Annotated in this window: 21 protein-coding genes; 18 read left to right on the top strand and 3 right to left on the bottom strand. The window is 65.9% G+C overall.

From position 1 onward, the window contains the following. Positions 1-14: 14 nt before the first annotated feature. The 3 genes from hisD to CAM01S_RS09840 are packed head-to-tail and all read left to right on the top strand — an operon-like array spanning position 15 to position 2,987. The gene (gene hisD, locus CAM01S_RS09850) at positions 15-1,328 is read left to right on the top strand and encodes a histidinol dehydrogenase (protein WP_066520457.1); all 1,314 of its coding nucleotides are present in this window, start codon (positions 15-17) and stop codon (positions 1,326-1,328) included. A gap of 40 nt (positions 1,329-1,368) precedes the next feature. Next, positions 1,369-1,848 (top strand): transcriptional regulator NrdR, encoded by a 480-nt coding sequence (gene nrdR, locus CAM01S_RS09845; RefSeq protein ID WP_066520454.1) that lies wholly within the window; start codon positions 1,369-1,371, stop codon positions 1,846-1,848. Further along, positions 1,845-2,987: a quinone-dependent dihydroorotate dehydrogenase gene (locus CAM01S_RS09840; protein ID WP_245631601.1), complete on the top strand. Its 1,143-nt coding sequence runs from the start codon at positions 1,845-1,847 to the stop codon at positions 2,985-2,987. The genes nrdR and CAM01S_RS09840 overlap by 4 nt, the downstream gene beginning before the upstream one ends. On the opposite strand, the gene CAM01S_RS09835 is transcribed toward CAM01S_RS09840, so the two are convergent. Next, the gene (locus tag CAM01S_RS09835; protein ID WP_066520449.1) at positions 2,962-3,525 is read right to left on the bottom strand and encodes a DUF3043 domain-containing protein; all 564 of its coding nucleotides are present in this window, start codon (positions 3,523-3,525) and stop codon (positions 2,962-2,964) included. The genes CAM01S_RS09840 and CAM01S_RS09835 overlap by 26 nt on opposite strands. An 89-nt stretch (positions 3,526-3,614) precedes the next feature. On the opposite strand from CAM01S_RS09835, the gene CAM01S_RS09830 reads away from it, so the two are divergent. The 6 genes from CAM01S_RS09830 (at position 3,615) to CAM01S_RS09805 (ending at position 10,457) form a co-directional block, all read left to right on the top strand. Then, complete coding sequence (locus CAM01S_RS09830) at positions 3,615-5,066, top strand: dipeptidase (protein WP_066520448.1); 1,452 nt, start codon at positions 3,615-3,617, stop codon at positions 5,064-5,066. A 124-nt stretch (positions 5,067-5,190) separates the two neighbouring features. Further along, complete coding sequence (locus tag CAM01S_RS09825; RefSeq protein ID WP_066520447.1) at positions 5,191-5,568, top strand: HesB/IscA family protein; 378 nt, start codon at positions 5,191-5,193, stop codon at positions 5,566-5,568. A 269-nt stretch (positions 5,569-5,837) separates the two neighbouring features. Beyond that, the gene (gene ctaC, locus CAM01S_RS09820; protein ID WP_066520445.1) at positions 5,838-6,740 is read left to right on the top strand and encodes an aa3-type cytochrome oxidase subunit II; all 903 of its coding nucleotides are present in this window, start codon (positions 5,838-5,840) and stop codon (positions 6,738-6,740) included. Positions 6,741-6,751: 11 nt separating this feature from the next. Further along, positions 6,752-8,518, top strand: a complete 1,767-nt coding sequence (gene ctaD / locus CAM01S_RS09815) for an aa3-type cytochrome oxidase subunit I (RefSeq protein ID WP_066520442.1) — start codon at positions 6,752-6,754, stop codon at positions 8,516-8,518. A 26-nt stretch (positions 8,519-8,544) separates the two neighbouring features. After that, positions 8,545-8,961 (top strand): cytochrome c oxidase subunit 4, encoded by a 417-nt coding sequence (locus CAM01S_RS09810; RefSeq protein WP_066520434.1) that lies wholly within the window; start codon positions 8,545-8,547, stop codon positions 8,959-8,961. Positions 8,962-9,083: 122 nt separating this feature from the next. Next, positions 9,084-10,457: a glucose-6-phosphate dehydrogenase gene (locus CAM01S_RS09805; RefSeq protein ID WP_066520430.1), complete on the top strand. Its 1,374-nt coding sequence runs from the start codon at positions 9,084-9,086 to the stop codon at positions 10,455-10,457. A 260-nt stretch (positions 10,458-10,717) separates the two neighbouring features. Here CAM01S_RS09805 and CAM01S_RS09800 read toward each other — a convergent pair whose 3' ends face one another. After that, complete coding sequence (locus tag CAM01S_RS09800; RefSeq protein WP_066520428.1) at positions 10,718-11,767, bottom strand: App1 family protein phosphatidate phosphatase; 1,050 nt, start codon at positions 11,765-11,767, stop codon at positions 10,718-10,720. A 208-nt stretch (positions 11,768-11,975) separates the two neighbouring features. Here CAM01S_RS09800 and CAM01S_RS09795 point away from each other — a divergent pair, with 208 nt between their 5' ends. The 9 genes from CAM01S_RS09795 (at position 11,976) to holA (ending at position 23,240) form a co-directional block, all read left to right on the top strand. After that, positions 11,976-12,635, top strand: coding sequence for a TetR/AcrR family transcriptional regulator (locus tag CAM01S_RS09795; protein ID WP_066520426.1), 660 nt, complete (start codon positions 11,976-11,978; stop codon positions 12,633-12,635). 158 nt (positions 12,636-12,793) lie between these two features. Further along, a complete protein-coding gene (locus CAM01S_RS09790; protein WP_066520421.1) occupies positions 12,794-13,711 on the top strand; it encodes an ABC transporter ATP-binding protein in 918 nt (305 codons plus the stop codon). After that, on the top strand, positions 13,708-14,442 hold the full coding sequence (locus CAM01S_RS09785; RefSeq protein ID WP_066520419.1) for an ABC transporter permease: 735 nt from the start codon (positions 13,708-13,710) through the stop codon (positions 14,440-14,442). Before CAM01S_RS09790 ends, CAM01S_RS09785 begins: the two co-directional genes overlap by 4 nt. After that, positions 14,439-15,167: an ABC transporter permease gene (locus CAM01S_RS09780; protein WP_066520416.1), complete on the top strand. Its 729-nt coding sequence runs from the start codon at positions 14,439-14,441 to the stop codon at positions 15,165-15,167. The genes CAM01S_RS09785 and CAM01S_RS09780 overlap by 4 nt, the downstream gene beginning before the upstream one ends. Beyond that, positions 15,164-16,090: an ABC transporter substrate-binding protein gene (locus CAM01S_RS09775; protein ID WP_083527923.1), complete on the top strand. Its 927-nt coding sequence runs from the start codon at positions 15,164-15,166 to the stop codon at positions 16,088-16,090. Before CAM01S_RS09780 ends, CAM01S_RS09775 begins: the two co-directional genes overlap by 4 nt. Before the next feature lie 220 nt (positions 16,091-16,310). After that, positions 16,311-18,872, top strand: coding sequence for a leucine--tRNA ligase (gene leuS, locus CAM01S_RS09770; protein ID WP_157071532.1), 2,562 nt, complete (start codon positions 16,311-16,313; stop codon positions 18,870-18,872). A 108-nt stretch (positions 18,873-18,980) separates the two neighbouring features. After that, positions 18,981-19,757: a ComEA family DNA-binding protein gene (locus CAM01S_RS09765; protein ID WP_245631600.1), complete on the top strand. Its 777-nt coding sequence runs from the start codon at positions 18,981-18,983 to the stop codon at positions 19,755-19,757. Beyond that, positions 19,754-22,396, top strand: a complete 2,643-nt coding sequence (locus CAM01S_RS14380; protein WP_083527922.1) for a ComEC/Rec2 family competence protein — start codon at positions 19,754-19,756, stop codon at positions 22,394-22,396. The genes CAM01S_RS09765 and CAM01S_RS14380 overlap by 4 nt, the downstream gene beginning before the upstream one ends. Next, on the top strand, positions 22,299-23,240 hold the full coding sequence (holA, locus tag CAM01S_RS09760) for a DNA polymerase III subunit delta (RefSeq protein WP_169795854.1): 942 nt from the start codon (positions 22,299-22,301) through the stop codon (positions 23,238-23,240). Before CAM01S_RS14380 ends, holA begins: the two co-directional genes overlap by 98 nt. An 85-nt stretch (positions 23,241-23,325) precedes the next feature. Here holA and rpsT read toward each other — a convergent pair whose 3' ends face one another. Further along, positions 23,326-23,589, bottom strand: coding sequence for a 30S ribosomal protein S20 (gene rpsT, locus CAM01S_RS09755; RefSeq protein WP_066520406.1), 264 nt, complete (start codon positions 23,587-23,589; stop codon positions 23,326-23,328). Positions 23,590-23,798: the final 209 nt, after the last annotated feature.

Here is a 23,798-nt window from a genome sequence, read left to right as displayed (position 1 = left end):
AACCTGGTCTCCTTATGATGCGACGTATCGACCTGCGTGGCGGCCTCCCTGACCGCGCGACGCTGGCCGCGATGATGCCGCGTTCCGTCGGTGATATTGCCAGCGCAACCGACGCCGCGCGGGAGCTCGTCGATGGCGTCCGATCCGGTGGTCTCGTCGCGCTTCGCGCGCAGGCGGAGCGTTTCGACGGCGGGGCTCCCGACTCGGTCCGCGTGCCTGCGGAGATGCTGCAAGCGAGCGTGGCATCGCTCGCGCCCCGGTTGCGGTCGGCGCTCGAGGCGTCGATCGACCGTGTGCGAACGGCCTCGGCGGCCCAGATCCCGTCAGCATCCACCACGCTTTTCCCCGATGGGGGCGTGGTGGAGCAGCGGTGGCAGCCCGTTCGGCGTGTCGGCCTGTATGTTCCCGGCGGCAAGGCTGTCTATCCGTCGAGCGTGGTGATGAACGCCGTCCCCGCGCTGGTCGCCGGCGTCCAGTCGATCGCAATCGTCTCCCCTCCGCAGCGCGCCCACGCTTGGGGCGTTCATCCCACGATCCTCGCGGCGACACACCTCCTCGGCGTCGACGAGGTCTACGCGATCGGCGGTGCGGGAGCCATCGGCGCTCTCGCATACGGCGTTCCGGAGATCGATCTCGAACCGGTCGACCTGATCACCGGGCCCGGCAACAACTACGTTGCAGCCGCAAAGCGCCTTGTCCGGGGCGTCGTCGGGATCGATGCGGAAGCCGGTGCCACCGAGATCCTCGTCATCGCGGACGACTCGGCGAATCCCGCGTTCGTAGCGGCCGATCTGATCAGCCAGGCGGAGCACGACGAACAGGCCGGAAGCGTACTGGTCACCACGTCGGAGGCGTTTGCTGACCGGGTTGAGGCCATGATCCCGGAGCAGGTTGGTTCCTTGGCAACGGCAGCGCGCCTCCAGACCGCGCTGGAAGGGCCGCAGTCGGCAGTCGTTCTTGTGGATTCACTCGCGGATGCTGCTGCGGTGAGCAATGCGTACGCGCCCGAACATCTTGAGATTCAGACGGCCGCAGATGAGGCGGTCGTGGAGTTGATCGATGCCGCGGGAGCAATCTTTGTCGGCCCGAGCTCGCCGGTCAGCGTCGGAGACTACCTCGCCGGATCGAACCATGTCTTGCCAACCGGCGGACAGGCGCGGTTCAGCTCCGGGCTCAGCGCGAGCACGTTCCTCCGGCCGCAACAGCTCATTCGCTACGGTGCGAGCGCACTCGCCGCGGTTGCACCGCACATCGAGGTCCTTGCCGCCGAAGAACACCTCCCCGCACATGGCGCTGCCGTGGCCGTTCGTGCACAGCACGACGCGTGAGGCTGAGCGTCTGACCGCGACCCGGTAGCCTGATCCGACCATGTTCTGCCCGTTCTGTCGCCATCCTGACTCGCGCGTCGTCGACTCGCGCACCACCGACGACGGCACGGCGATCCGCCGACGTCGTCAATGCCCGAACTGCGGGCGTCGGTTCTCGACGACGGAAACAGCGAGCCTCAACGTTGTGAAGCGGAATGGCGTTCTCGAACCGTTCAGCCGCGAGAAGATCATCTCCGGCGTACGGAAGGCCTGTCAGGGGCGGCCGGTCACCGATGGTGATCTGGCCATCCTCGCCCAGAAGGTCGAGGAGACCGTTCGCGCTTCTGGGGCGAGCCAGGTCGACGCGAACGAAATCGGTCTGGCAATTCTCGCACCGCTCCGTGAGCTCGACGAGGTCGCCTACCTTCGATTCGCAAGCGTGTACCAAGCGTTCGAGTCGCTCGAAGACTTCGAGGACGCGATCGGTCAGCTTCGAGTCGATCACCATGGCACGGTCGACGCTGCGGACGAGCGAGCATGAGCGCGGGAATGGCGGAGGCCTTCGTCCGCAACGCGTACCGAATCGTCTTCCGCGTCGTGTTCGCGCCGATGGATCCTGAGCGCGCGCATCATCTGGCGTTCGCTGTCATCCGGGTCCTTCCGCGGATCCCGATCATCCGCGGCGTGCTCGAGCACTACGGTCGGCCGGGAGCCGCGGACGGCGTCACGACCATGGGCATTCACTTTCCATCGCGGTTCGGCCTTGCTGCGGGCTTCGACAAAGACGCGAAGGGAATCGCAGGGCTCGGGTTGCTCGGGTTCGGGCACGTCGAAGTCGGCACTGTCACCGCACGAGCGCAGCCAGGCAATGAGCGACCTCGCCTGTTCCGACTGATTGCGGACCGCGCGCTGATCAATCGGATGGGCTTCAACAACGATGGTGCGGATCGAGTCGCGCGTCGACTCGAGCGTGCGCGTCGTCGTCCCGGCCGGCCGGTCATCGGCGTCAACATCGGTAAGAGCCGAGTCGTGAGCGTCGACGCGGCGACGGAGGACTATGTCACCTCGACGCGCACGCTCGCACGGTTCGCGGATTACCTCGCCGTGAACGTCAGCTCCCCGAACACTCCGGGCCTCCGCGGGTTGCAAGCGATCGATCAGCTCCGCCCGCTTCTCAGCGCTGTTCAGGAGGCGGCCGGCAGTACTCCGGTCCTCGTCAAAATCGCCCCGGACCTCACCGACGACCAGATCGATGGGATTGCGCAACTCGCCGTTGAGCTTGGGCTTGCCGGACTGATCGCGACGAACACCACCATCGGGCGCGAGGGGCTACAGACGTCGTCCGACACGATCTCGTCGATCGGCGACGGAGGGCTGTCCGGCGCGCCGTTGCGTGATCGCGCACTCACGGTGTTGCGGCGGGTTCGAAGCGCGGTCCCCCCAGAGATGTGCGTCATCGCGGTCGGGGGAGTCACGAGCGCCCAAGATGTGCAGGACCGGCTCGATGCGGGGGCAACGCTCGTGCAGGGCTACACGGCGTTCCTCTACGAGGGACCAACGTGGGCGATGCGCATCAATCGGGAACGGCGCCGTGCCGTGTCTCGGAAGGCGCGTGCACAGGCAGCGGCCTCCCGGCACCAGCCGGACGCGCCCGCTACTTCGGGTACTCGCCGCGCTTGACCTGCGGCTTCGGCAGCCGCAGGAATCGCATCTGGAACGAGCGATTCACGATGTACCAGAAGGTGCCGCGCTGAACCGAACCGAACTTCGCGGTGAGTTTGCGGCCGAGAATGCGCCAGGTGATGAACGCGTCGAGTGCGAAGAGCGCGACGAACGCCCAGATGAGCAGCATCGCGATGTTCGCGAGCGCGCCGCCGACCGTGGATGTCAGCAGGACGATGAACATGATCGGCAGCATGACCTCGCCGAGGTTCCATCGCGCGTCGATGTGGTCGCGAACGAATCGTCGCTGCTCACCGCGGTCCCGCGCGGCGAGGTATCGCTCCTCTCCGTTCGCCATACCGGCACGAGCCCGATCACGCTCCTGATTGAGCCGAGCGCGAGCGGCCTTTCGGTCCGCGGGGGTGGCGCCGACGAGCGGTCGACGATTCGCTGCTTCGCGCTCGCGACGGCTCGGCGTCGGACGACCCTTGCCCGGACCTGTCGGCCCGTCCGCCTGGGTCGTCGTCGTGTTCGTCTTCGGTGCCGCTTTGGCCACGGTGTTCCTCGATCCGTATCGCGCTCCGTTCGCACCGGCTCCGAGGTCGACCCTCAGGCCGCCACGGGCCGCCTCCTAAGATTACCGGCATGACCGAACCCGCACAGTCCGCACCCGCCACCGATGCGTCCCTGCTCGACGCCGTACGCGAACAGGCGCATGCGGGCCTCCCCGCGACGATCGCGGACCTCTCGCGCCTCGTGCGGATTCCATCGGTCTCATGGCCTGCGTTCGATCAGTCCCAGGTCCAGCGGAGCGCTGAGGCGGTCGTCGAACTCGCAACGAGCACAGGGTTGTTCGACGATGTCCGCATCGTCCGATCCGCGGAGTCCGGCGGCGCTGACGATGCTGATAGCGCGACAGGAGAGCCGTCGCTCGGGCAGCCTGCGGTGCTTGCAACCCGTGGTGCACGGGACGGGCGGCCGACCGTCATGCTCTATGCGCACCACGATGTGCAGCCGCAGGGCGATGATGCGCTGTGGGAAACGCCACCGTTCGAACCCACGCTGCGCGGCGAGCGCCTGTACGGGCGTGGTGCTGCCGACGACAAAGCCGGCGTCGTGACGCACATCGCCGCACTCCGTGTGCTCCGCGCGGTCCTCGGCGATGACCCAGACCTCGGCATCGTGCTCTTTGTCGAGGGAGAGGAAGAGGCCGGCTCCAGGTCCTTCGCAACCTTCCTCCGTGAACAGCACGATGCCCTCGCTGCTGACGTGATCATCGTCGCTGACAGCGACAACTGGTCGACGGAGGTTCCCGCCATCACCGCGACCCTTCGCGGCAACGTCACCTTCAAGTTGACGGTCAGCACCCTTGAGCACGCGTCGCACAGCGGGATGTTCGGCGGCGCCGCTCCGGACGCCATGATTCCGATGGCTCGGCTTCTCGCGTCGTTCCACGCGCCCGATGGACAGCCAGCGGTCGAGGGGCTGCGGTCATATGACGGTCCGGTTCCCGAGCGGTCCACCGATCAGCTTGCGGCCGAGGCTGCATTCCTCCCCGGCGTGCAACCTGTTGGAACGGGCCCGGTGCTGGGGCGCATGTGGTATCAGCCGTCGATCACCGTCACGGGTATGGATATCCCGAGTGTGGCGAACGCGTCGAATACGCTTCTTCCGACCGTATCTGCGCGCGTGTCGGTGCGCGTCGCCCCGGGGCAGAGCGCGCGCGAGGCCTTTGACGCAATTGATCGCCACGTCCGGTCCAATGTCCCGTTCGGCGCACACGTGACGATTTCCGACCTCGACACCGGTGACGGCTTCCTGGTGGACACGCGCGGATGGGCAGTGCAGGAGGCCCGCACAGCCATGCGCGAAGGATGGGGTGCCGAGCCGGTCGAGCAGGGGATCGGAGGCTCGATTCCGTTCGTTTCGGACCTCGCGCAACAGTTCCCGGACGCGCAGATTCTCATCACCGGTGTCGAAGACCCCGACACGCGGGCCCACAGCCCGAACGAGTCCCTGCATCTCGGTGTCCTCCATCGAGGCATCACGGCGGAAGCGATCCTTCTCGTCCGGCTTGCGCTCCGCGACCAAGGCTGACCCGGTCACACGTCCCGTCGGGATGCCCATCGCCGGCAGGGCGGTGGACCTGCCGGCGCTGTCGGCACCCGTGCTTACAATCGAGACAGGCGTGTGAAGCGCACCGCAGAAGAGGGAGACGGCAATGACCGACACCACCATCACCACGAAGCCGGACGCGCCGGTCGAGACGCCGGTCCACGGCGTTCTGCTCTCGGATGCCGCTGCGAGCAAGGTGGCCAGCCTGCTCGCTCAAGAAGGCCGCGATGACCTTCGGCTGCGGCTCGCCGTTCAACCGGGCGGCTGCTCCGGACTCATCTATCAGCTCTACTTCGATGAGCGACTGCTTGACGGCGACGCGGTCGCGTCCTTCGACGGCGTCGAGGTCGTGGTCGACCGGATGAGTGTCCCGTACCTGGACGGCGCGACGATCGACTTCGAAGACACCATCCAGAAGCAGGGCTTCACCATCGACAATCCCAACGCGCAGGGCAGCTGCGCATGCGGCGACAGCTTCCACTGACTCGCTCCGTACGCGGGGTGAGCACGGTTCGATCCATGGGCGAGACGAACGGGCGTACGCCGTCCTTCCGACCGCTGTGATGGGGCTGCGCAGCGCGTTGGAGACCAGTCTCTGAGCGGATCAGAAGGCGGCCATACACGCGCGGCCCGTGCACGAGGCGCCTGTCGCTGCGAGTAGGCTAGGAGTTGTTCCAACGAAGCTGGGACAGACCGTGCGTCGACCAAAACCGGCACCGGGATCCCCGCTTCACGACCTTCCGAGAGGTAATAGTGCGTTCGAATCGCCGTAAACGTTGGGCAGTCATTCCGCTGGCTGTCGGTCTGGTCGTCGCACTGGCCGGCTGCACGCAGGAGCAGTTGCACGGCTGGCTTCCCGGCACGAATACGACGGTCAACACGACGAATCACACCTCGAGCGTCGTCGGTCTCTGGGTGACGAGTTGGATCGTCCTCCTGCTCGTGGGGTTGATCGTCTGGATCCTGATCATCTGGGCCGCGGTCATGTTCCGTCGGCGGAAGGGTCAGACTGGCCTGCCCATCCAGCTGCGCTACAACATGCCGGTCGAGATCTTCTACACGGTCGTCCCGCTGATCCTGGTCCTGGGGTTCTTCGCGTTCACGGCGAAAGACCAGGCCGCCATCGAGAAGCCGTTCGCTCACCCGGACGCGACGATCCACGTCTACGGCAAGCGCTGGGCGTGGGACTTCAACTACATCGACACGAGCAATCCGAACCAGAGTGTCTACACCCAAGGGATCCAAGCCCAGGAGATCCAGGGTGCGAACGGTGCGATCAAGACGAACGAGCTGCCCACCCTGTATCTCCCGCAGGGCAAGAAGGTGCGGATCGAACTCTCGTCGCGTGACGTCAACCACTCCTTCTGGATCATCGACTTCCTCTACAAGAAGGACATGATCCCGGGTCGACTCAACGACGAATACGTGATCCCCGAGAAGCTCGGAACCTACGCCGGCAAATGCGCGGAGCTCTGCGGCGAGTACCACTCGCTGATGCTGTTCCAGGTGAAGGTCGTGACCCCTCAGCAGTACGACACCTACCTGGCTTCGCTGAAGAAGGCCGGGAACGTGGGTCTGCTCGGGAGCGAGTACAACACCAACACGAATCAGCCGAACAATGTGACGCCCGTCCAGGCGTCAGGTGCAAACAAGTAAGGCGCACACCGATGACCACTTCTTTCGTCGGCCAATCTGCTCCGACCGCGGCGCCGGGCTATCAAGCGTCGCGTGTGGGGCGGAAGGGCAACGTGATCGTCCAGTGGATCACGTCCACTGACCACAAGACGATCGGGTACATGTACCTGATCACCTCCTTCTTGTACTTCCTCCTCGCCGGAGTGATGGCACTGGTGATTCGTGCGCAGCTCTTCGAGCCGGGCTTGAACATCGTCGCGACCAAAGAGCAGTACAACCAGCTCTTCACCATGCATGGCACGATCATGCTGCTGCTCTTCGCGACGCCACTGTTCTCGGGATTCGCAAACGCGGTCATGCCGCTCCAGCTTGGCGCCCCTGACGTCGCGTTCCCGCGCCTCAATGCATTCGCGTTCTGGCTCTACTTCTTCGGAGGCCTGGTCGTTGTCGGCGGTTTCCTGACACCACAGGGCGCCGCGTCATTCGGGTGGTTTGCGTATGCGCCGCTGTCGGACACGACTTTCACACCCGGGCTCGGCGGTTCGCTCTGGGTGTTCGGTCTCGGCCTGACCGGATTCTCGACCATCTTGGGCGCCGTCAACTTCGTCACAACGATCATCACGATGCGCGCCCCCGGAATGACGATGTTCCGGCTCTCGATCTTCACGTGGAACACGCTGGTCACGTCACTGCTCGTTCTGATGGCGTTCCCGGTCCTCGCAGCGGCGCTGTTCGGGCTCGGGCTCGACCGCGTGTTCCACGCGCAAATTTTCAATCCCGCAAACGGCGGAGCGCTGCTCTGGCAGCACCTGTTCTGGTTCTTCGGGCACCCAGAGGTGTACATCATCGCGCTCCCGTTCTTCGGGATCGTGACCGAGGTGTTCCCGGTCTTCAGCCGGAAGCCGGTGTTCGGGTACAAGACGCTGGTCTACGCGACCATCTCGATTGCAGCGCTGTCCGTGACGGTCTGGGCGCACCACATGTACGTAACCGGTGCAGTTCTGCTGCCCTGGTTCTCGCTCATGACGATGCTGATCGCGGTGCCCACCGGCGTGAAGATCTTCAACTGGGTCGGAACGATGTGGCGGGGATCGGTGACGTTCGAAACGCCCATCCTCTGGGCGATCGGCTTCCTGATCACCTTCACCTTCGGTGGTCTGACGGGCGTCATCCTCGCCTCACCGCCGCTCGACTTCGCGCTATCCGACTCCTACTTCGTGGTTGCGCACTTCCACTACGTCGTCTTCGGAACCGTGGTCTTCGCGATGTTCTCCGGGTTCTACTTCTGGTGGCCCAAGTGGACGGGCAAGATGCTCAATGAGCGGCTGGGCAAGATCCACTTCTGGCTGCTGTTCATCGGCTTCCACACGACCTTCCTGATCCAGCACTGGCTCGGCGTCATCGGGATGCCCCGTCGGTACGCGACCTACCTGCCACAGGACGGGTTCACGTGGATGAATCAGCTGTCGACGATCGGCGCGATGCTGCTCGGAATCTCGATGATTCCGTTCGTCTTCAACGTGTACGTCACCGCGCGGAACGCGCCAAAGGTCGCCGTAAACGACCCGTGGGGCTACGGACGCTCGCTCGAGTGGGCGACGTCGTGCCCGCCGCCGCGGCACAACTTCACGTCCATCCCTCGCATCCGGTCCGAGTCGCCAGCATTCGACCTGAACCACCCCGAAGCGGGTATCCCGATCGGGTTCGGTCCCCTCTCTGACGCTCCGGATGCCGCAGTGCACGACGCCGGGATCGGACGGACCAAGAATCCGGGCGCGAGCAGCGGCCAATCGATCTGACGCACAAGGAGTAGTGAAAAGCCGCCATGCGCGCCAACATCAACCTGTTCTGGATCATCGCGATCTTCTTCTTCCTCTCGGATGCCATCTACACGATCTTCGGGGTCATGTACTACGGTCATCCGGAGTGGGTCGGCACGGTGGCGATCGGACTGACCGGTGTCTTCGGAGTCTTCATCGCGTTCTACCTCGGGCGCACGCTCTCAGCGCAAGGCGGCACGCTCCCTGAGGACCGTCCAGACGCCAACATCGAGGACGGAGATGCCGAGCAGGGCCACTTCAGCCCCTGGTCATGGTGGCCGATCATGCTCGCAGGCTCAGCGTCGATCTGCTTCCTCGGCGTGGCCGCTGGTTTTTGGATTTCGTCCATCGGAATGGCGCTCGGTGCGGTTTCGCTGGTCGGGTGGGTGTACGAGTATTACCGAGGGAACTTCGGTCACTGACCGAGTCCCACGGATTGACGGGCGGCGCCGCTTCGGCGCCGCCCGTCGTATGAATCGGGAATGGAATGCGGCCCAATCTGTTCCTCGAGTAGGCCGTCATCCGATGAAAGGAGTCACCGCAGGTGACTGACAAGCGCACACTGATCGTCTTCGGCGCGACCGGGGATCTCGCGGCCCGGCTGCTTCTTCCCGGGCTCGGAACGTTCCTGCAATCCGGGCGCGCTGTGCCCGTCCAGCTGATCGGCACCGGACGAAGCGAGCGCAATCCGGAGCAATGGCGCTCGGTGGTGGAGAAGGCGTTCGCGTCGCAAGACGTGAAAGGCCCGGAGGTTGACGCGACACTGGCGACCACTGAATTTGTCCAGGGCGACCCGACTGACCCGGATCACCTCCGTCGGCTCTTCGATGCCGCCGATGCCGAGCCCGTTCTCTACTTTGCGCTGCCGCCCCAGATTGCTGCGGCGATCTGCGAGGCGCTCCAGCATGTCGACTTGCCGGAAGGGACGACGCTCGCGTTCGAGAAGCCGTTCGGTACCGATGCGGCGAGCGCACGACGGCTGAACGACTCGGTCCTCGGCCTCGTACCGGAAGACCGCATCCACAGGACCGACCACTTCCTGGGCCGGACAACGGTGCTCAACATCATCGGCCTGCGGTTCGCGAACCGCCTGTTCGAGCCGATCTGGAACGCTGACAACATCGAGAAAGTGGACGTCTTCTACGACGAGACTCTCGGGCTCGAAAATCGGGCGCAGTACTACGACGAGGCCGGTGCACTCATCGACATGATCCAGTCACACCTCCTGCAGGTGCTCGGTCTTGTGACGATGGATGCGCCCGCGGCGATCGACGCCGTCGAGTTCCGTTCATCCCTTGCGCGCGTGCTTCGCTCGACGCGCCTGCTCGGCGGAGACCCGGCGATCGCGTCGCGCCGTGCTCGGTACACAGCGGGTGCGATCGGCGGAAAAGACCTCCCGGCCTACATCGATGAGAAGGGCGTTGAGCCGTCTCGGCAGACCGAGACCCTTGCCGAAGTCACGGTCGAGGTCGACAACGCACGCTGGGCGGGTGTTCCGTTCACCCTCCGATCTGGAAAAGCACTCGGCGTCGCTCGCAAAGAAGTTCTCATCACGTTCAAGCCGGTACCGCGATTGCCGTCCGGTCTTCGTGGGCGTCCGAAGACCGACACACTCCGGATCGTGCTGAACCCTGACGAGATCGAGTTGAGCGTCTCAGCAAACGGCGGCGGCAATCCGTTCGAAATGGGCCAGATGGTGCTCAGCTCGTCATTCAGTGATGGCGAGCTCACCCCGTACGGCGAGGTGCTCAACGGCATCTTCCATGACGATCCACTGCTGTCGATCCGCGGGGACGTCGCGGAACGGTGCTGGGAGATCCTCGAACCAGTGATCGACGCGTGGCGGAAGAATGTCGTGCCGCTTGAGGAGTATCGGGCTGGATCTCGTGGCCCCGCTGACTGGGAGTCGTCCTCCTGACGCGACGCCTCCTTGCGCGGCCGCAGGTGCGGCTGATCAAAGGTCGGGCCCCGAAGCACATGCGCTTCGGGGCCCGACCTCTGCGGTTCTGCCGGAGCGAAGGTGGGCGGCCGCGGATCATGCGCGCCTGCTCAGCCCTCCGTTCAGCCTCCTGGCCTATCCGCCAGCCACCTGGCACTACTGGTTCGACCAGTCCCGACCTCAGGGTCTGTGCCGTCCGGCTCGATGGGCTCGTTCCGGGTGGACTCCACCCGGGCTAGCTAGATGGGATCGACGAGACCGATGCGTACAAGCTCTTCCCAGATGCCAGCACCGTCGGGTGCGTACATCCAGGGCGCTTCGGAGGACTTGTTGCGTTCCTGCGCGCGAGAGCGTCCGCCGGCGAGTACCGCCTCGCTCGTCGACAACTGTCTGATCGCGATCCCCGCCACGTGGTCGGCCTGCTGGCTCACGAACTCGCCATAGAGCTCTTCGTCGTGTTGGCCGTCGTCGCCGATGAGCAGCCACTCGATGTTCGGGAAGTCATCTGCGAGGCGACGAAGGCTCTCCTGCTTGTGCAGACGGCCGCTGCGGAACAGTCGATCGTGCGTCGGGCCCCAGTCGGTGAGGAGCATCGTCCCGGCCGGGTACATGTTGCGCGTGAGGAATCGCTCGAGTGTCGGTGCCACGTTCCATGCGCCCGTGGAGAGGTAAATGACCGGGGCGCCCGGATGCTGCGCGAGCACGCGCTCGTACAGAACGGACATCCCGGGCACAGGGCGACGCGCATGCTCGGTGAGCACGAACGAGTTCCACGCCGCCAGGAGGGGCCGCGGCAGGCTGGTGACCATCACGGTGTCGTCGACGTCGGAGAGCAGGCCGAACCGGGTCTCGGGATCCACGATGAACACGTGCGCGACCACCGAGCGCAGTCCTTCGGCGGTCAGTGTGATCGTGCGCCAGCCGGGCTCGAGATCGATCGGCACCTTGGCGTCGACGACGCCACCGCGGTCCGCCTGCACAGTATGGCTGGAACCCCCTGCAGTCACGGTGACCGTTGCCCCATCGACGGCGACGGAGGTGAAGCTGCGCCAACCTCTGACGCCTTCGAAGGCGGCATCGGATGCGAGTCCGCGCCGCGTCAGGATCACCCGGCACAGCACCCGGATCCAGCCGGGCGCGCCGTAGCCCGTGTACGGAATCACGGTGGGCACCATTCCCCGGGACCGGGCGCGGCGCTCGCGAAGATCTTGCACAGCGTCTTCGATCTGCGCAGCGCGGTGGAGGATCGGCTCGACTCGCGCGAGTTCCTGGGGCGTCCGGTCGGGCACCCGACCATCATTCCATGGACTTCCGGCCCTGGTTCGACCTGGGCCGGGAGACGTACCGTTAGCCGGTCGCCGATATGAGCGCGTGACGAATCCCGAGAACAACTCCATGAGAGTTCCGAGAGTCGCAGGTGAGTGCCAGACAAGTTCTGCGAGAGTTTCGGAGTACTAAGTCAGTCGGTCGCGCATCGCGCGCTATCAAGGAGAACACGTGCTCGTCACCGAGGTTTCGAACGCACTGCCGGGGGGATCATCACTGCTCAGGAATGAGCCGGTCCAGGCCCGCAGTTCGGCGCGGCTGACCGCGCTCCTCGACGCCGCCGCGGCGGTCATCGACGAGATCGGGCTGGAGCGTCTCACGACGGCTATGGTCGCCGAGCGTGCCGGCGCCTCCATCGGAACGGTCTACCGGTACTTCCCGGATCGCATCGCAGTCGTCGAGGCGCTCGCGATGCGGTGCACGCAACGGCTGCGTGATCGATTCCTCTCCGCCATCGACGCGTCCCGCGCGTCGACGTGGCAGGAGGGCTCGGACGCACTCATCGACATGACCGTCGATATGTATCGGACAGAGCCAGGCTTCCGCGCAATCCGCTTCTCTGGCGAGAACGTGGCGACCGACGACGACGATGAGGATCGTCTCGCCTCCTTGGGTGCCGCTGTCGTGACGATCTTCCACGAGCGGTTCGGCATACCCGACACCGAGCGAGTGCGCCGTGCATTCGTGATCCTGGCCGAGTCGTCACATGCCGTCATGGCACGAGCCCATCGTGACCCCTCGCGGCCGGATCGATCGCTCATCGATGAATACCGCGCGATGTCGCGGGGCTACCTTTCCTCCGTGATCGACACGGAGGCTGCCGCCGGCTGATTCCCGGAACACGCGCGGGGGAGACCCGCAGTCAGATCAGTTGAACGCCTTCATCGGCGGTCACGACTGTGTCACGGAATGACATCGGCCCGACCGATGTCGGAGGCGAGGGGTACTGTCAAGCGGGCCGGGCTAGCCGACGACCAGAAGGACACCCCATGATCGAGTTCCGCTCGGTACGCAAGACGTACCCTGACGGCACCACAGCGGTGGACGACTTCAGTCTCGTCATCCCATCGCGCAGCACGACTGTCCTCGTCGGATCGAGCGGATGCGGTAAGACAACCCTGCTTCGGATGATCAACCGCATGGTCGACCCCACTTCCGGCGTTGTCGCGATCGACGGCGACGACGTCGCGGCGGTCCCAGCAGTGGGCCTGCGCCGCCGCATCGGCTACGTGATGCAGAACTCTGGGCTCCTGCCGCACCGCCGCGTTGTCGACAACATCGCGACCGTGCCGCTCCTCACCGGCGTCCCGAAAGCTCAGGCGCGTGCGCGCGCGTTGGAACTGATGGACACGGTCGGACTTGATCGCGGGCTCGCCCAGCGCTACCCCTCGCAGCTCTCCGGCGGACAGCAGCAGCGCGTCGGGGTTGCGCGAGGGCTGGCCGTCGACCCGAACATCCTCCTCATGGACGAGCCGTTCGGCGCCGTCGACCCGCTCGTCCGAAACGACCTGCAAGACGAGTTGATTCGTCTGCAGCGCGATCTCGGCAAGACGGTCGTATTCGTGACGCACGATATCGACGAGGCGTTCAAGCTCGGCGACCAGGTAGTCATTCTCAAGAAGGGCGGCGAAATCGCGCAGCAGGGCACGCCGGCGGAAATTCTCGCCGACCCCGCCGATGACTTCGTCGCTCGGTTCATCGGGGCTGGTCGCGGTCGCCGCGCCCTCCGAATCGAGCAGACGCCGACCGGTCCGGTCGTCGTCGACGGCGACGGTCGTGCGGCGGGTGTGCTGACCGGACCGGTTCCGGTTTCACCCGCCCCCGCTGCATCCGAGCTGCCCTCAGAGGCCGCGGCATCCCCCGAGGATGTCGCGGGTGCTTCGGCGCAGGGTGGGGGCACGCGGTGAACTGGGTGCTGTCGAACCTCGGCACGATCTGGTCCGACACGCTCGCGCACCTTGTGGTGGCGCTCCCGCCGATCGTCGTGAGCTTCGTGCTGTCGGTGCCGATCGGTTGGCTCGTCGTCCGTCTTCGTCGCGCGAATAGCGAATCTGCCGCCGTCCGAGGAGTGTCTCGCGGCGCGGGCGGAGTGATCATCACGGTGTCGTCCTTGCTGTATGCGATACCGTCCCTGCCCCTGTTCATCGCGCTTCCGAGCCTCATCGGGACGAACATTCAGGACCCGATCAACATCGTGATCGCGCTTACCCTCTACGGTCTTGCGCTCATGGTGCGCTCGACGGCCGATGCCTTGGAGAGTGTCGATGCATCGATCCTTGACGCTGCCTCCGCGATCGGCTACTCGCCAGCGCAGCGCTTCTTCCGCGTCGAACTTCCGCTCGCCGGGCCTGTGCTGCTCGCGGGCATCCGCGTCGTGGCAGTGTCGACGATCTCGTTGACCACAGTGGGTGCCGTGCTCGGCGTGATCAGTCTTGGCTCACTGTTCACTGACGGAATCCAACGGGGCATCCCCGAGGAAATTCTCTCCGGCATCGTGATGGTGCTGATCCTCGCGTTCGTGATCGACGCAGTCCTCGTCGGGCTGGCGCGCCTTATCCTCCCGTGGTTGCATCGAACGGCGACCCCGTCCGGGCGCAAGCGTGCGGCGGCACCACGAGAATCGACGGTTGCGTCATGATCATTGGACAGGCATTCGCGTGGGTCTTCGACCCGACGAACTACCCCGGCCCGAGCGGCATTCCTGCGCTCGCGTGGGAGCAGGTCTGGATCACGCTCCTTGCGGTCGCTATCGCGGGGCTGATCGCCGTTCCCATCGGGTACGCGGTCGGACACACTGGGCGCGCACGAGGCTTCGCCATTTCGGTGTCCGGCGGCGTTCGCGCACTGCCGACGCTGGGTGTGCTCACGATTTTCGGCCTTTGGCTCGGAATCGGTCTCCAAGCCCCACTCATCGCACTCGTGATTCTCGCGGTCCCCTCAGTGCTCGCCGGGGCATATGCGGGGGTCGAGTCAGTCGACCCCGTCACGGTCGACGCGGCTCGAGCGATGGGCATGACTGAGTGGCAGATCCTCTGGAAGGTCGAGATTCCACTCGGACTGCCGCTGCTCATCGGAGGCATCCGAGCGGCGGTACTCCAGGTTGTGGCAACAGCGACGCTCGCCGCGTATGTCGGCGCCGGCGGCCTCGGCACCTATCTCTTCAGTGGGCTGAAAGTGCAGAACTATCCGGAGATGCTCGGCGGTTCAATCATCGTCATCGCACTCGCAATTCTCTTTGAGATCCTCCTCGCGATCCTCCAGCGGGCCGTCGTGCCGGCCGGAGTCGCCGCGAAGGGCCGCTCTCGTCGTCGGAACCGCCGCGCGCGGTCGTCTACTCCCATCCTGGAAGGAACCCCCTCGTGATCACAGCAACCAAGATCCGCGCAGCACTCGCCGCTGCGCTCGCCGTCGGCGTGACGGCCGCACTCGTCGGGTGTTCTTCCGGCAATCCGCTTTCAAGCGGCTCTTCCGCGTCCGCTGCGCCGGCTGGCACGATCGTCATCGGATCGCAGCAGTACTACTCGAACACGATCATCGCCGAGCTGTATGCGCAGGTGCTCGCCCACGACGGCTTCACCGTGAAGCGTGACTACAACATCGGGCAGCGCGAGGTTTATCTGCCGCAGATGGAGAAGGGCAACATCGACGTCCTTCCCGAGTACAGCGGCAACCTGCTGCAGTACTTCGACAAGTCGTCGACGGCGTCAAGCCCGGCGCAGATCGCAGCGGGGCTGAAGACGGCACTGCCGAAGACCATCACCGCGCTTCCGGCAGCTCCGGCCACCGACCAGGACAGCTACACCGTCACCAAGGCGTTCTCGGACAAGTGGGGCGTCACATCGCTCGCGCAGCTCAGCAAGGTGACAGTGCCCCTCACGGTCGGAGCGAACTCGGAGTTCAAGACGCGACCGTACGGGCCAGACGGGCTGAAAAAGGATTACGGCGTCACCGTCGGATTCACCGCCATCGAAGACTCGGGTGGCGCGTTGACGGTCAAAGCGCTGAATGATGGCTCGGTGCAACTTGCAGATATCTACACCGCAGACCCAAGCATCAAAGCGAACAACTTCGTCACGCTCAAGGACCCGAAGAACCTGATCCTTCCCCAGAATGTGACGCCGATCGTGTCGAAGAAGGTCAACAGCAAGGCGCAGGCCGACATCGAGAAGGTCGACAAGTATCTGACGACGAGCGCGCTGATCACCCTGAACTCGGAAAGCACCGTGGGCAAGCAGCAGACCTCGGCGATCGCGAAGAAGTTCTTGCAGCAGCATGGGCTGATCTGATCGATCCATGCGATCACGGAGGGCGTCGGGAGACCGGCGCCCTCCGTCGTTCCGGTCGTCATCGACGGTGCGCGACCAAGCGAAGGGCGGAAGGTCTACCGCCGCGGTCTATAGCTGGTGGCCTCGACCGCGGACGGCGGGGAAGTGCGCGACCGATATCCTTGGAGACCGGCGCCGACTCTGTGGGTCGCGCCGCGCCTCCCGATCGAATGTGAGCACAGTGACGAACGAGCCGAACGCCGAGGACCCGCACGCCTACGACTTCCGCGCCATCCAGGCGAAGTGGCAGGCCCGGTGGGAACAGATGGGTCTCTTCACCGTCGACCCCGACGACCGCCGCCCGCGGAAGTACATTCTCGAGATGTTCCCGTACCCGTCCGGTGACCTTCACATGGGGCACGCCGAGAACTGGGCGCTCGGAGACTTCGTCGCTCGCTATTGGCGGCAGCAGGGGTTCAACGTCCTGCATCCGATCGGTTGGGATTCGTTCGGCCTCCCCGCGGAGAACGCGGCGATCAAGCGTGGCGTCGATCCGCGCGAATGGACGTACGCGAACATCGAGCAGCAGAAGGAATCCTTCAAGCGCTACGCGCCGTCATTTGACTGGACCACAGAGATTCACACCTCGGACCCCGAGTACTACAAGTGGAATCAGTGGCTCTTCCTGAAAATGTACGAGAAGGGCCTCGCGTACCGGAAGGACAGCTGGGTCAACTGGGATCCGGTCGATCAGACCGTTCTCGCGAACGAGCAGGTCCTGCCCGACGGCACATCCGATCGCTCGGGCGCGGTGGTCGTCAAGAAGAAGCTGACGCAGTGGTACTTCAAGATCACGGACTACGCCGACCGGCTCCTCGACGATCTCAACCAGCTTGAGGGGCGTTGGCCGGCAAAGGTCCTCGCGATGCAGCGGAACTGGATCGGCAGGTCCGTCGGCGCCGATGTTGACTTCGTCATCGAGGGGCGATCTGAGCCGATCACCGTGTTCACGACCCGTCCGGACACCATCTTCGGCGTGACGTTCCTCGTTGTCGCTCCCGATTCGGACCTCGCGACCGAGCTCGTCGCTGACGCGGGCGTCGACGATGCGACCCGCCGCGCGTTCGACGAATACCTCGTGCAGACGCAGGCCACGAGCGAGATCGACCGCCAGAACGCCGATCGGCCGAAGACGGGCGTGTTCACCGGGCGCTATGCGCTTCACCCGATCACGGGGGAGCGGATGCCGATCTGGGCCGCCGACTACGTGCTCGCGGACTATGGCCACGGCGCCGTCATGGCAGTGCCGGCCCACGACCAGCGTGACCTCGACTTCGCGCGAGTATTCGACCTTCCGATCCGGGTTGTCGTGGACACGAACGCGCCGGTCACCGGCGCGATTCCGGTGATTCCGGAGGGTGCGTCGATCGACGACCTCGATCTTCCGCCGCTCGACCCGAAGTCGACCGGTGTTGCACTCGCCGGGCAAGGGCGCATGATCAATTCCGGTCCGCTTGACGGGATGTCGAAGCAGCATGCCATTCAGGCCGCGATCGAGCTCCTTGAGGAGCGCGGGGCCGGGCGCGCTGCGAAGACGTATCGACTTCGCGACTGGCTGATCTCGCGGCAGCGTTTCTGGGGAACCCCCATTCCCATCATCCACGGCGCCGACGGCACCGAGTACCCGGTCCCCGAGGATGAGCTCCCCGTCCTCCTGCCGAACAGCGCGGGCTTGGACCTGAAGCCGAAGGGCACGTCGCCGCTCGGCGGCGCCACCGAATGGGTCACCGTGCCCAATCCGGTCGACGGATCACCCGCGCGTCGTGACGCGGACACGATGGACACCTTCGTCGACTCCTCCTGGTACTTCCTGCGCTTCCTGTCGCCCCGCGACGACACCCAGGCGTTCGACCCCGAACGAGCCCGGATGTGGGCGCCGGTCGATCAGTACGTCGGCGGCGTCGAGCATGCCATTCTGCACTTGCTCTACGCGCGCTTCGTCACCAAGGTGCTCTTCGACCTCGGCTACGTCGACTTCACCGAGCCGTTCTCGGCGCTCCTGAATCAGGGCATGGTGCTCTCTGGCGGCTCGAAGATGTCGAAGTCGAAGGGAGGCGTGTCCCTCGGCGACGAGCTCGACGCGCACGGTGTCGACGCCATCCGACTCGTCATGGGTTTCGCCGGACCGCCGGAAGACGACATCAACTGGGAAGACGTCTCGCCGGCGGCCTCCGTGCGATTCCTCGCTCGCGCCTACCGACTCGCCGTCGACGTTCGTTCTGCTCCCGACGTTGTCTGGGCCGAAGGCGACCGAGCGCTGCGGCAGGTGACGCATCGATTCCTGCAAGACGCGCCCGGGCTGATGGAGTCCTTCAAGTTCAACGTCGTCATTGCGCGTCTGATGGATCTGGTCAACGTGACGCGGAAAGCTGTCGACCAGGGTCCGGGGCCCGCTGACCCGGCGGTCCGTGAGGCGGTGGAGACAGTCGCGCTCGGTCTCTCGGTATTCGCGCCGTACACCGGGGAAGAGATGTGGGCAAAGCTCGGCTATGAAGCGTCCGTCGCGACATACGGTTGGCGCAAACCCGACCCCACGCTGCTGGTGCAGGATTCCGTCACCGCGGTGGTTCAGGTGAACGGCAAGGTGCGCGACTCGTTCGAGGTCGCGCCCGGGATCGAAGCCGGCGAGCTCGAACGCTTGGCCCGCGATTCGCATGCAGTTCGTCGGTACATCGGTGAGCGCGAGATCGTCAAGGTGATCGTTCGCGCGCCGAAGCTGGTCAATATCGCGATCAAGCCGTAGGGCGCCACTGGTGGCCGCGGGCCCTCCACAGGCTGCATGTCTGTGGCGGACCGCACCCGTGTCGGGAGCGGGAGCGGTTGCTCCCGGGGCGCCAAATAGCGTGAGCTCGTGCTCGACCTTCCGCCTCCGCCCGGGTCGCTCGACGTCCGCGCCGATGGACCGGACTCCCAGATGTCGGGCGACCCGGATTCGCCCCCATCCGGCGCAACGCGGCTGGCGGTGTCGCCCCGAGCCATGATCGTGGTGGCCGGGGTGGTCGCGTTCGTCGTGATCGTCACGATCGCGATGGGAGCCCGGGCTGGCCGGACCACGGAGATCGTGAACCTCGCCCCCTCCGCGAGCGCACCGACAAACCGGCAGTCGACGTCCGGCGACGGGACTCCCAGCGAAGAAGCGCGGACCGCACCGGTCGACGTCGTCGTCCATGTGCTCGGCGCCGTTCTCCAGCCCGGACTGGTGCGCCTCACCGCTGGCGCTCGTGTGGAGGCTGCGATCGCCGCGGCAGGCGGCATCACCGATCGGGCCGACCTCGCTCGGGTCAACCTCGCGCGTCCGCTCATCGACGGTGAGCAGCTCTACGTTCCAGCGACCGGAGAGGTCGACCTCCCGACCCCGTTGCCCCCGAATGTGAGCGGTTCAGACGGCAACGGCGGGTCGGGTGGTGCAGCCGGGTCCGGCACACCACAGGCCGGCTCGCTCGTCAACATCAACACCGCGGACGCTTCCCTGCTCGCCACGCTGCCCGGCATCGGGGCCGCGATGGCCGGCCGGATCATCGCCTGGCGGGAGGCCCACGGTCGCTTCACCGAGATCGATCAGCTCCTCGACGTGTCCGGGATCGGGGCCGTCCGATTCGCCGAACTCGAGCCCCTGGTGACCCTGTGAGCGACCCAGGGCCGGCTTCGGCGATGTTCGCGGGCGGCCGAACGGCATCGGCGCTCAGGGTGGCGATTCCTGCTGCGTGCGTCTGGCTCGCCGCGGCGCTGCTCATCGGAGTACCAGAACGCGCCGTGTGCGTGGCGGTCTGCGTCGCGCTGACACTGGGCGTCACTGCTGGCATCGCCGTGGCTGTCCGCCGGAGACCGCCGATCGCTCGGCTGCGCGCAGCGATTTCTGTGGTACTGCTCGCACTGCTGCTCGTTCTGGCAACGGCCGTCTGCGTCGTGGTCGGCCTGCAGAAGCGATCGTCTCCTGCCGTGCTCGCCGCCACGTCCACTCCCGTCGACCTCGACCTCGAGATCCGTCTCGCTCGAGACATCGAGCCGCGCGACCGCGCCTGGTCGGCCTCACTCGTCGCCGTCCAACAGGGGGATCCAATGGGCGGGGCGGACGCTCGTTCAACCGGTCACGGGCCTCCTGTTCGCGTCATCCCACCCCGGGGCGAGCGCGTGAGCCATATCGGAGCGGGCGCTGTGGTGCGGATTCAGGGCCGGCTCGTCCCGACGGAGCCGGGCGATGCGGCGGTCGCCCTCATCTTCGCGCGCACGACTCCGCTCCTGGTCAGCGCACCACACGCCGCGGACGCGTGGACCGATGCGGCACGGACTGCCTTCGCAGGAGTCGTCGCCCCGCTGCCCGCGCCGGGGGCTGGGCTTCTCAGGGGTCTCGCCATCGGTGACCGATCGGGAATCGACGACGGGACGGATGCCGCGATGCGTGCCGTCGCTCTGACGCATCTCACCGCTGTGTCCGGATCGAACTGCGCGGTTCTCGTGGCTCTCGTCGAGGGGATCGGGCGGGCGCTTCGAGTTCGAACCTCGGTCCGCCTGATCGTCTCGCTTGTCGTGCTTGGCCTGTTTCTCGCACTCGTCCGCCCGGACCCGTCCATCGTGCGGGCAACGATCATGGCTGTCGTTGTACTGCTCTCCGCGAGCGTAGGGCGACGAGGCCGAGGCATTCCACTCCTCGCGCTCGCCGTCGTCGTCATGATCCTGATGGACCCGTGGATCGCTCGATCGTTCGGGTTCACGCTCTCCGTACTCGCCACGGCCGGCGTGTTCGTCGTCGCGCCCGTGCTGGCCGCTGCGCTCGCGCGCCGACTCCCAGCAGCGGCTGCCGCCGCGATCGCTGTGCCCGTGGCCGCGCAGGTGGCGTGCTGGCCCGTGACCGTGCTTCTTGCGCCGGAGATCCCGACCTTCGCGGTGCCCGTCAACATCGTGGCGGAGCCCCTCGCACCCGTCGCCACCGTGTTCGGACTCGGCGCCTGCCTGACCGCTCCGCTGGTGCCGGGGCTTGCGTCGGTCCTCGCTACCATCGCGTGGCTTCCCGCAACGGCCATTGCGATGCTCGCCCGTGCGGCCGCGCAACTTCCTGCTGCGACGATCCCGTGGCCGCCGGGTCCGCTCGGTGCTGCGGTCGCGGCCGGTGTGTCACTCGCGGTGATTGCAGCAGTGCTCGGCAGTCGGGGCCTCCGGCCGGCGGCAGCCGCGAGTGCAGGAGTGCTCGTCATCAGCGGTGTCGCGCTCGTCGCCGTCCCGCAGTTGGTCGTGCGCGGAACCCTGCCGGGCGACTGGAGCGTCGCGATGTGCGACGTCGGGCAAGGGGACGCCACCGTGCTCCGGGATGGCGAGCACGTCGCGCTGATCGACACCGGTCGCGACGACGAACTGCTGAAGCGATGCCTCGACCTGTTGGGCATCGACCGGGTGAGCGTCCTCGTCGTGACGCACTTCGATGAGGATCACGTCCGCGCCGCTCCGTCTATCGCGTCCAGCGTTGACACGGTTCTCATCGGTCCGGTTGCTCGGCCCGGCGACCAGCGCATCGTCGACGATCTCCTTCGGGGCGGAGCCGATGTTCGTCGAGTCGCGGCCGGAGACGTGGTCGCGGTCGGGGACTATGCCCTCCGCATTCTGTGGCCCGAGCCGCACGACGAGGCCGGCGGGAACCCGTCGAGCGTGGTCGTGTCGGCCTCCGCGACGCGGGAGGGCTCATCGTTGTTGTCGGCGTTGCTGCTCGGTGATCTCGGCGAGCGGGCGCAGCGCTCGCTCCGTCACTCGGCTGCTCTGTCGACGGCGTCGGCACACGCGCTCGACGTCGTGAAAGTCTCCCACCACGGCTCTGCCGACCAGGATGCATCGCTCTATGCCGCGGTCGGCGCGCGCATCGGACTCATCGGTGTTGGCGCCGACAACGGATACGGGCACCCGACGCAACGAGCGCTGAGCATGCTCGACCACAGTGGGACCGCGGTCTTTCGCACCGATGAGCGAGGCACCACCGTTCTGTCGCGATCGACAGACCACACCATCCGGGTATGGGCCGAGCGGAACGACGCCGCGGCTGCTGGGGCACGCGCACGTCAGCCCTCCGACTTACACTCGACGTTGCCCCCGACGAGCGAAAGAAGCCATGCCCGCGAAACGAGTCAGCCGGTCCGTAGCAATAGCGCAACTGTCGTGGTCGGACGTCCGCGCCGCTCCGGTGGTGCTCGTCACCGGGCCGGAGCAGTTCCTCGCCGAGCGGGCGACACAACTGCTCCGGCAGCAGCTCGCCGCCATCGATCCCGCCCTCGAGATCTCTGACATCGAGGCCGACCAATATGCGCCGGGATTGATTGCGACGCTTGCGAGCCCGTCGCTCTTTGGGGAGCCGCGCCTCCTGCGCGTGAGCGGGGTCGAAAAGTGCACCGATGCGTTCATCGCCGACATGATCGCGTACCTTGAACGACCCGCCGACGACGTCACCATCGTTCTCCGCCACGGCGGCGGCGTGCGCGGCAAGAAGCTGCTCGATGCCATCAGGAGCGGCTCGGGTGGGGGCATTGAAGTGCAATGCCCCGAGTTGAAGCGCGAGACCGACCGCGTCGATTTCGTGCAGGCGGAGTTCCGCGCTGCGAAGCGGCGAATACGGCCCTCGGCGGTCCGCACGGTCGTCGCGGCATTCGCGGACGACCTCGCGGAGCTCGCCGCCGCGTGCCGACAGCTCATTGCGGACGACGACCAGGAGATCACTGACGCGACGGTCGACCGGTACTACGGCGGTCGCGTCGAGACGAATGCGTTCAAAGTCGCCGACATCGCCCTCGGCGGCCGCTCAGCCGCGGCGCTGGTCGAACTGCGTCACGCTCTGGCGACCGGGGAAGCGCCTGTACCCATCGTGGCGGCCTTTGCGAGCAAGTTGCGCACGATGGCGAAGGTGTCGGCCTACCGCGGCACCCCCGCGCAGGCTGCGCAGGCCCTGGGCCTCGCGCCCTGGCAGGTGCAACGCGCACAGCGCGATGCTGCGGGGTGGACAGAAGCGGGTCTTGCGGGCGCGATCCTCAGTATTGCCGAAGCGGACGCAGCGGTGAAGGGCGGATCTCGTGATGCCGAATTCGCGCTCGAAACCATGGTTCGCACGATCGCGCGCCGTGGCGAGCAGCGGTGACCGGCAGCGCCGACAAACGACGAGGCCGCCCCGACGCGTGTGTTCGGAGCGGCCTCGTGTTGCGGCGACGGGTCGTCGCGGGGGCTCAGGAGAGCGCGGACACCTTCTTGGCGATCGCGGACTTCCGGTTGGCTGCCTGGTTCTTGTGGATGACGCCCTTGCTCACTGCCTTGTCGAGCTTCTTCGACGCGAGCGCCAGCGCGGCGGCGGCCTTGTCCTTGTCGCCAGCAGCGACGGCCTCGTTCGCGTGACGGATGAAGGTCTTGAGCTGCGACTTGTACGCCTTGTTGCGCTCCTGCGCCTTCTGATTGGTCTTGATGCGCTTGATCTGCGACTTGATGTTCGCCATGTGTTGATTCCTGTTCGACTCGGACGGGTGGAGCGACAAGTGGGGGTAGAGGGGCCCGTGTCGCATCGCGTTCCACCCGTGGGCGACGGAACGCGTAAATCCAGCGGTCAAGCCTAGCAGTGGTGCACGCTTCGAACAACGCGACGCTCTCGGGCTGCGCTGCGTGCACCGACCGGGCTGGTCGCGCACCCCGGACGTGGGAGAATCGT

Source organism: Curtobacterium ammoniigenes NBRC 101786, from assembly GCF_001571045.1.
Lineage (GTDB): Bacteria > Actinomycetota > Actinomycetes > Actinomycetales > Microbacteriaceae > Curtobacterium > Curtobacterium ammoniigenes.
The sequence above is the reverse complement of the archived record's forward strand: the minus strand, read 5'-3'. Positions and strand labels throughout refer to the sequence as shown.

Bases quoted from the DNA above. Each gene is read 5' to 3' on its own strand.
- hisD (WP_066520457.1), top strand. From the start codon at position 15: ATGATGCGACGTATCGACCTGCGTGGCGGCCTCCCTGACCGCGCGACG.
- nrdR (WP_066520454.1), top strand. From the start codon at position 1,369: ATGTTCTGCCCGTTCTGTCGCCATCCTGACTCGCGCGTCGTCGACTCG.
- CAM01S_RS09840 (WP_245631601.1), top strand. From the start codon at position 1,845: ATGAGCGCGGGAATGGCGGAGGCCTTCGTCCGCAACGCGTACCGAATC.
- CAM01S_RS09830 (WP_066520448.1), top strand. From the start codon at position 3,615: ATGACCGAACCCGCACAGTCCGCACCCGCCACCGATGCGTCCCTGCTC.
- CAM01S_RS09825 (WP_066520447.1), top strand. From the start codon at position 5,191: ATGACCGACACCACCATCACCACGAAGCCGGACGCGCCGGTCGAGACG.
- ctaD (WP_066520442.1), top strand. From the start codon at position 6,752: ATGACCACTTCTTTCGTCGGCCAATCTGCTCCGACCGCGGCGCCGGGC.
- CAM01S_RS09810 (WP_066520434.1), top strand. From the start codon at position 8,545: ATGCGCGCCAACATCAACCTGTTCTGGATCATCGCGATCTTCTTCTTC.
- CAM01S_RS09790 (WP_066520421.1), top strand. From the start codon at position 12,794: ATGATCGAGTTCCGCTCGGTACGCAAGACGTACCCTGACGGCACCACA.
- CAM01S_RS09780 (WP_066520416.1), top strand. From the start codon at position 14,439: ATGATCATTGGACAGGCATTCGCGTGGGTCTTCGACCCGACGAACTAC.
- rpsT (WP_066520406.1), bottom strand. From the start codon at position 23,589: ATGGCGAACATCAAGTCGCAGATCAAGCGCATCAAGACCAATCAGAAG.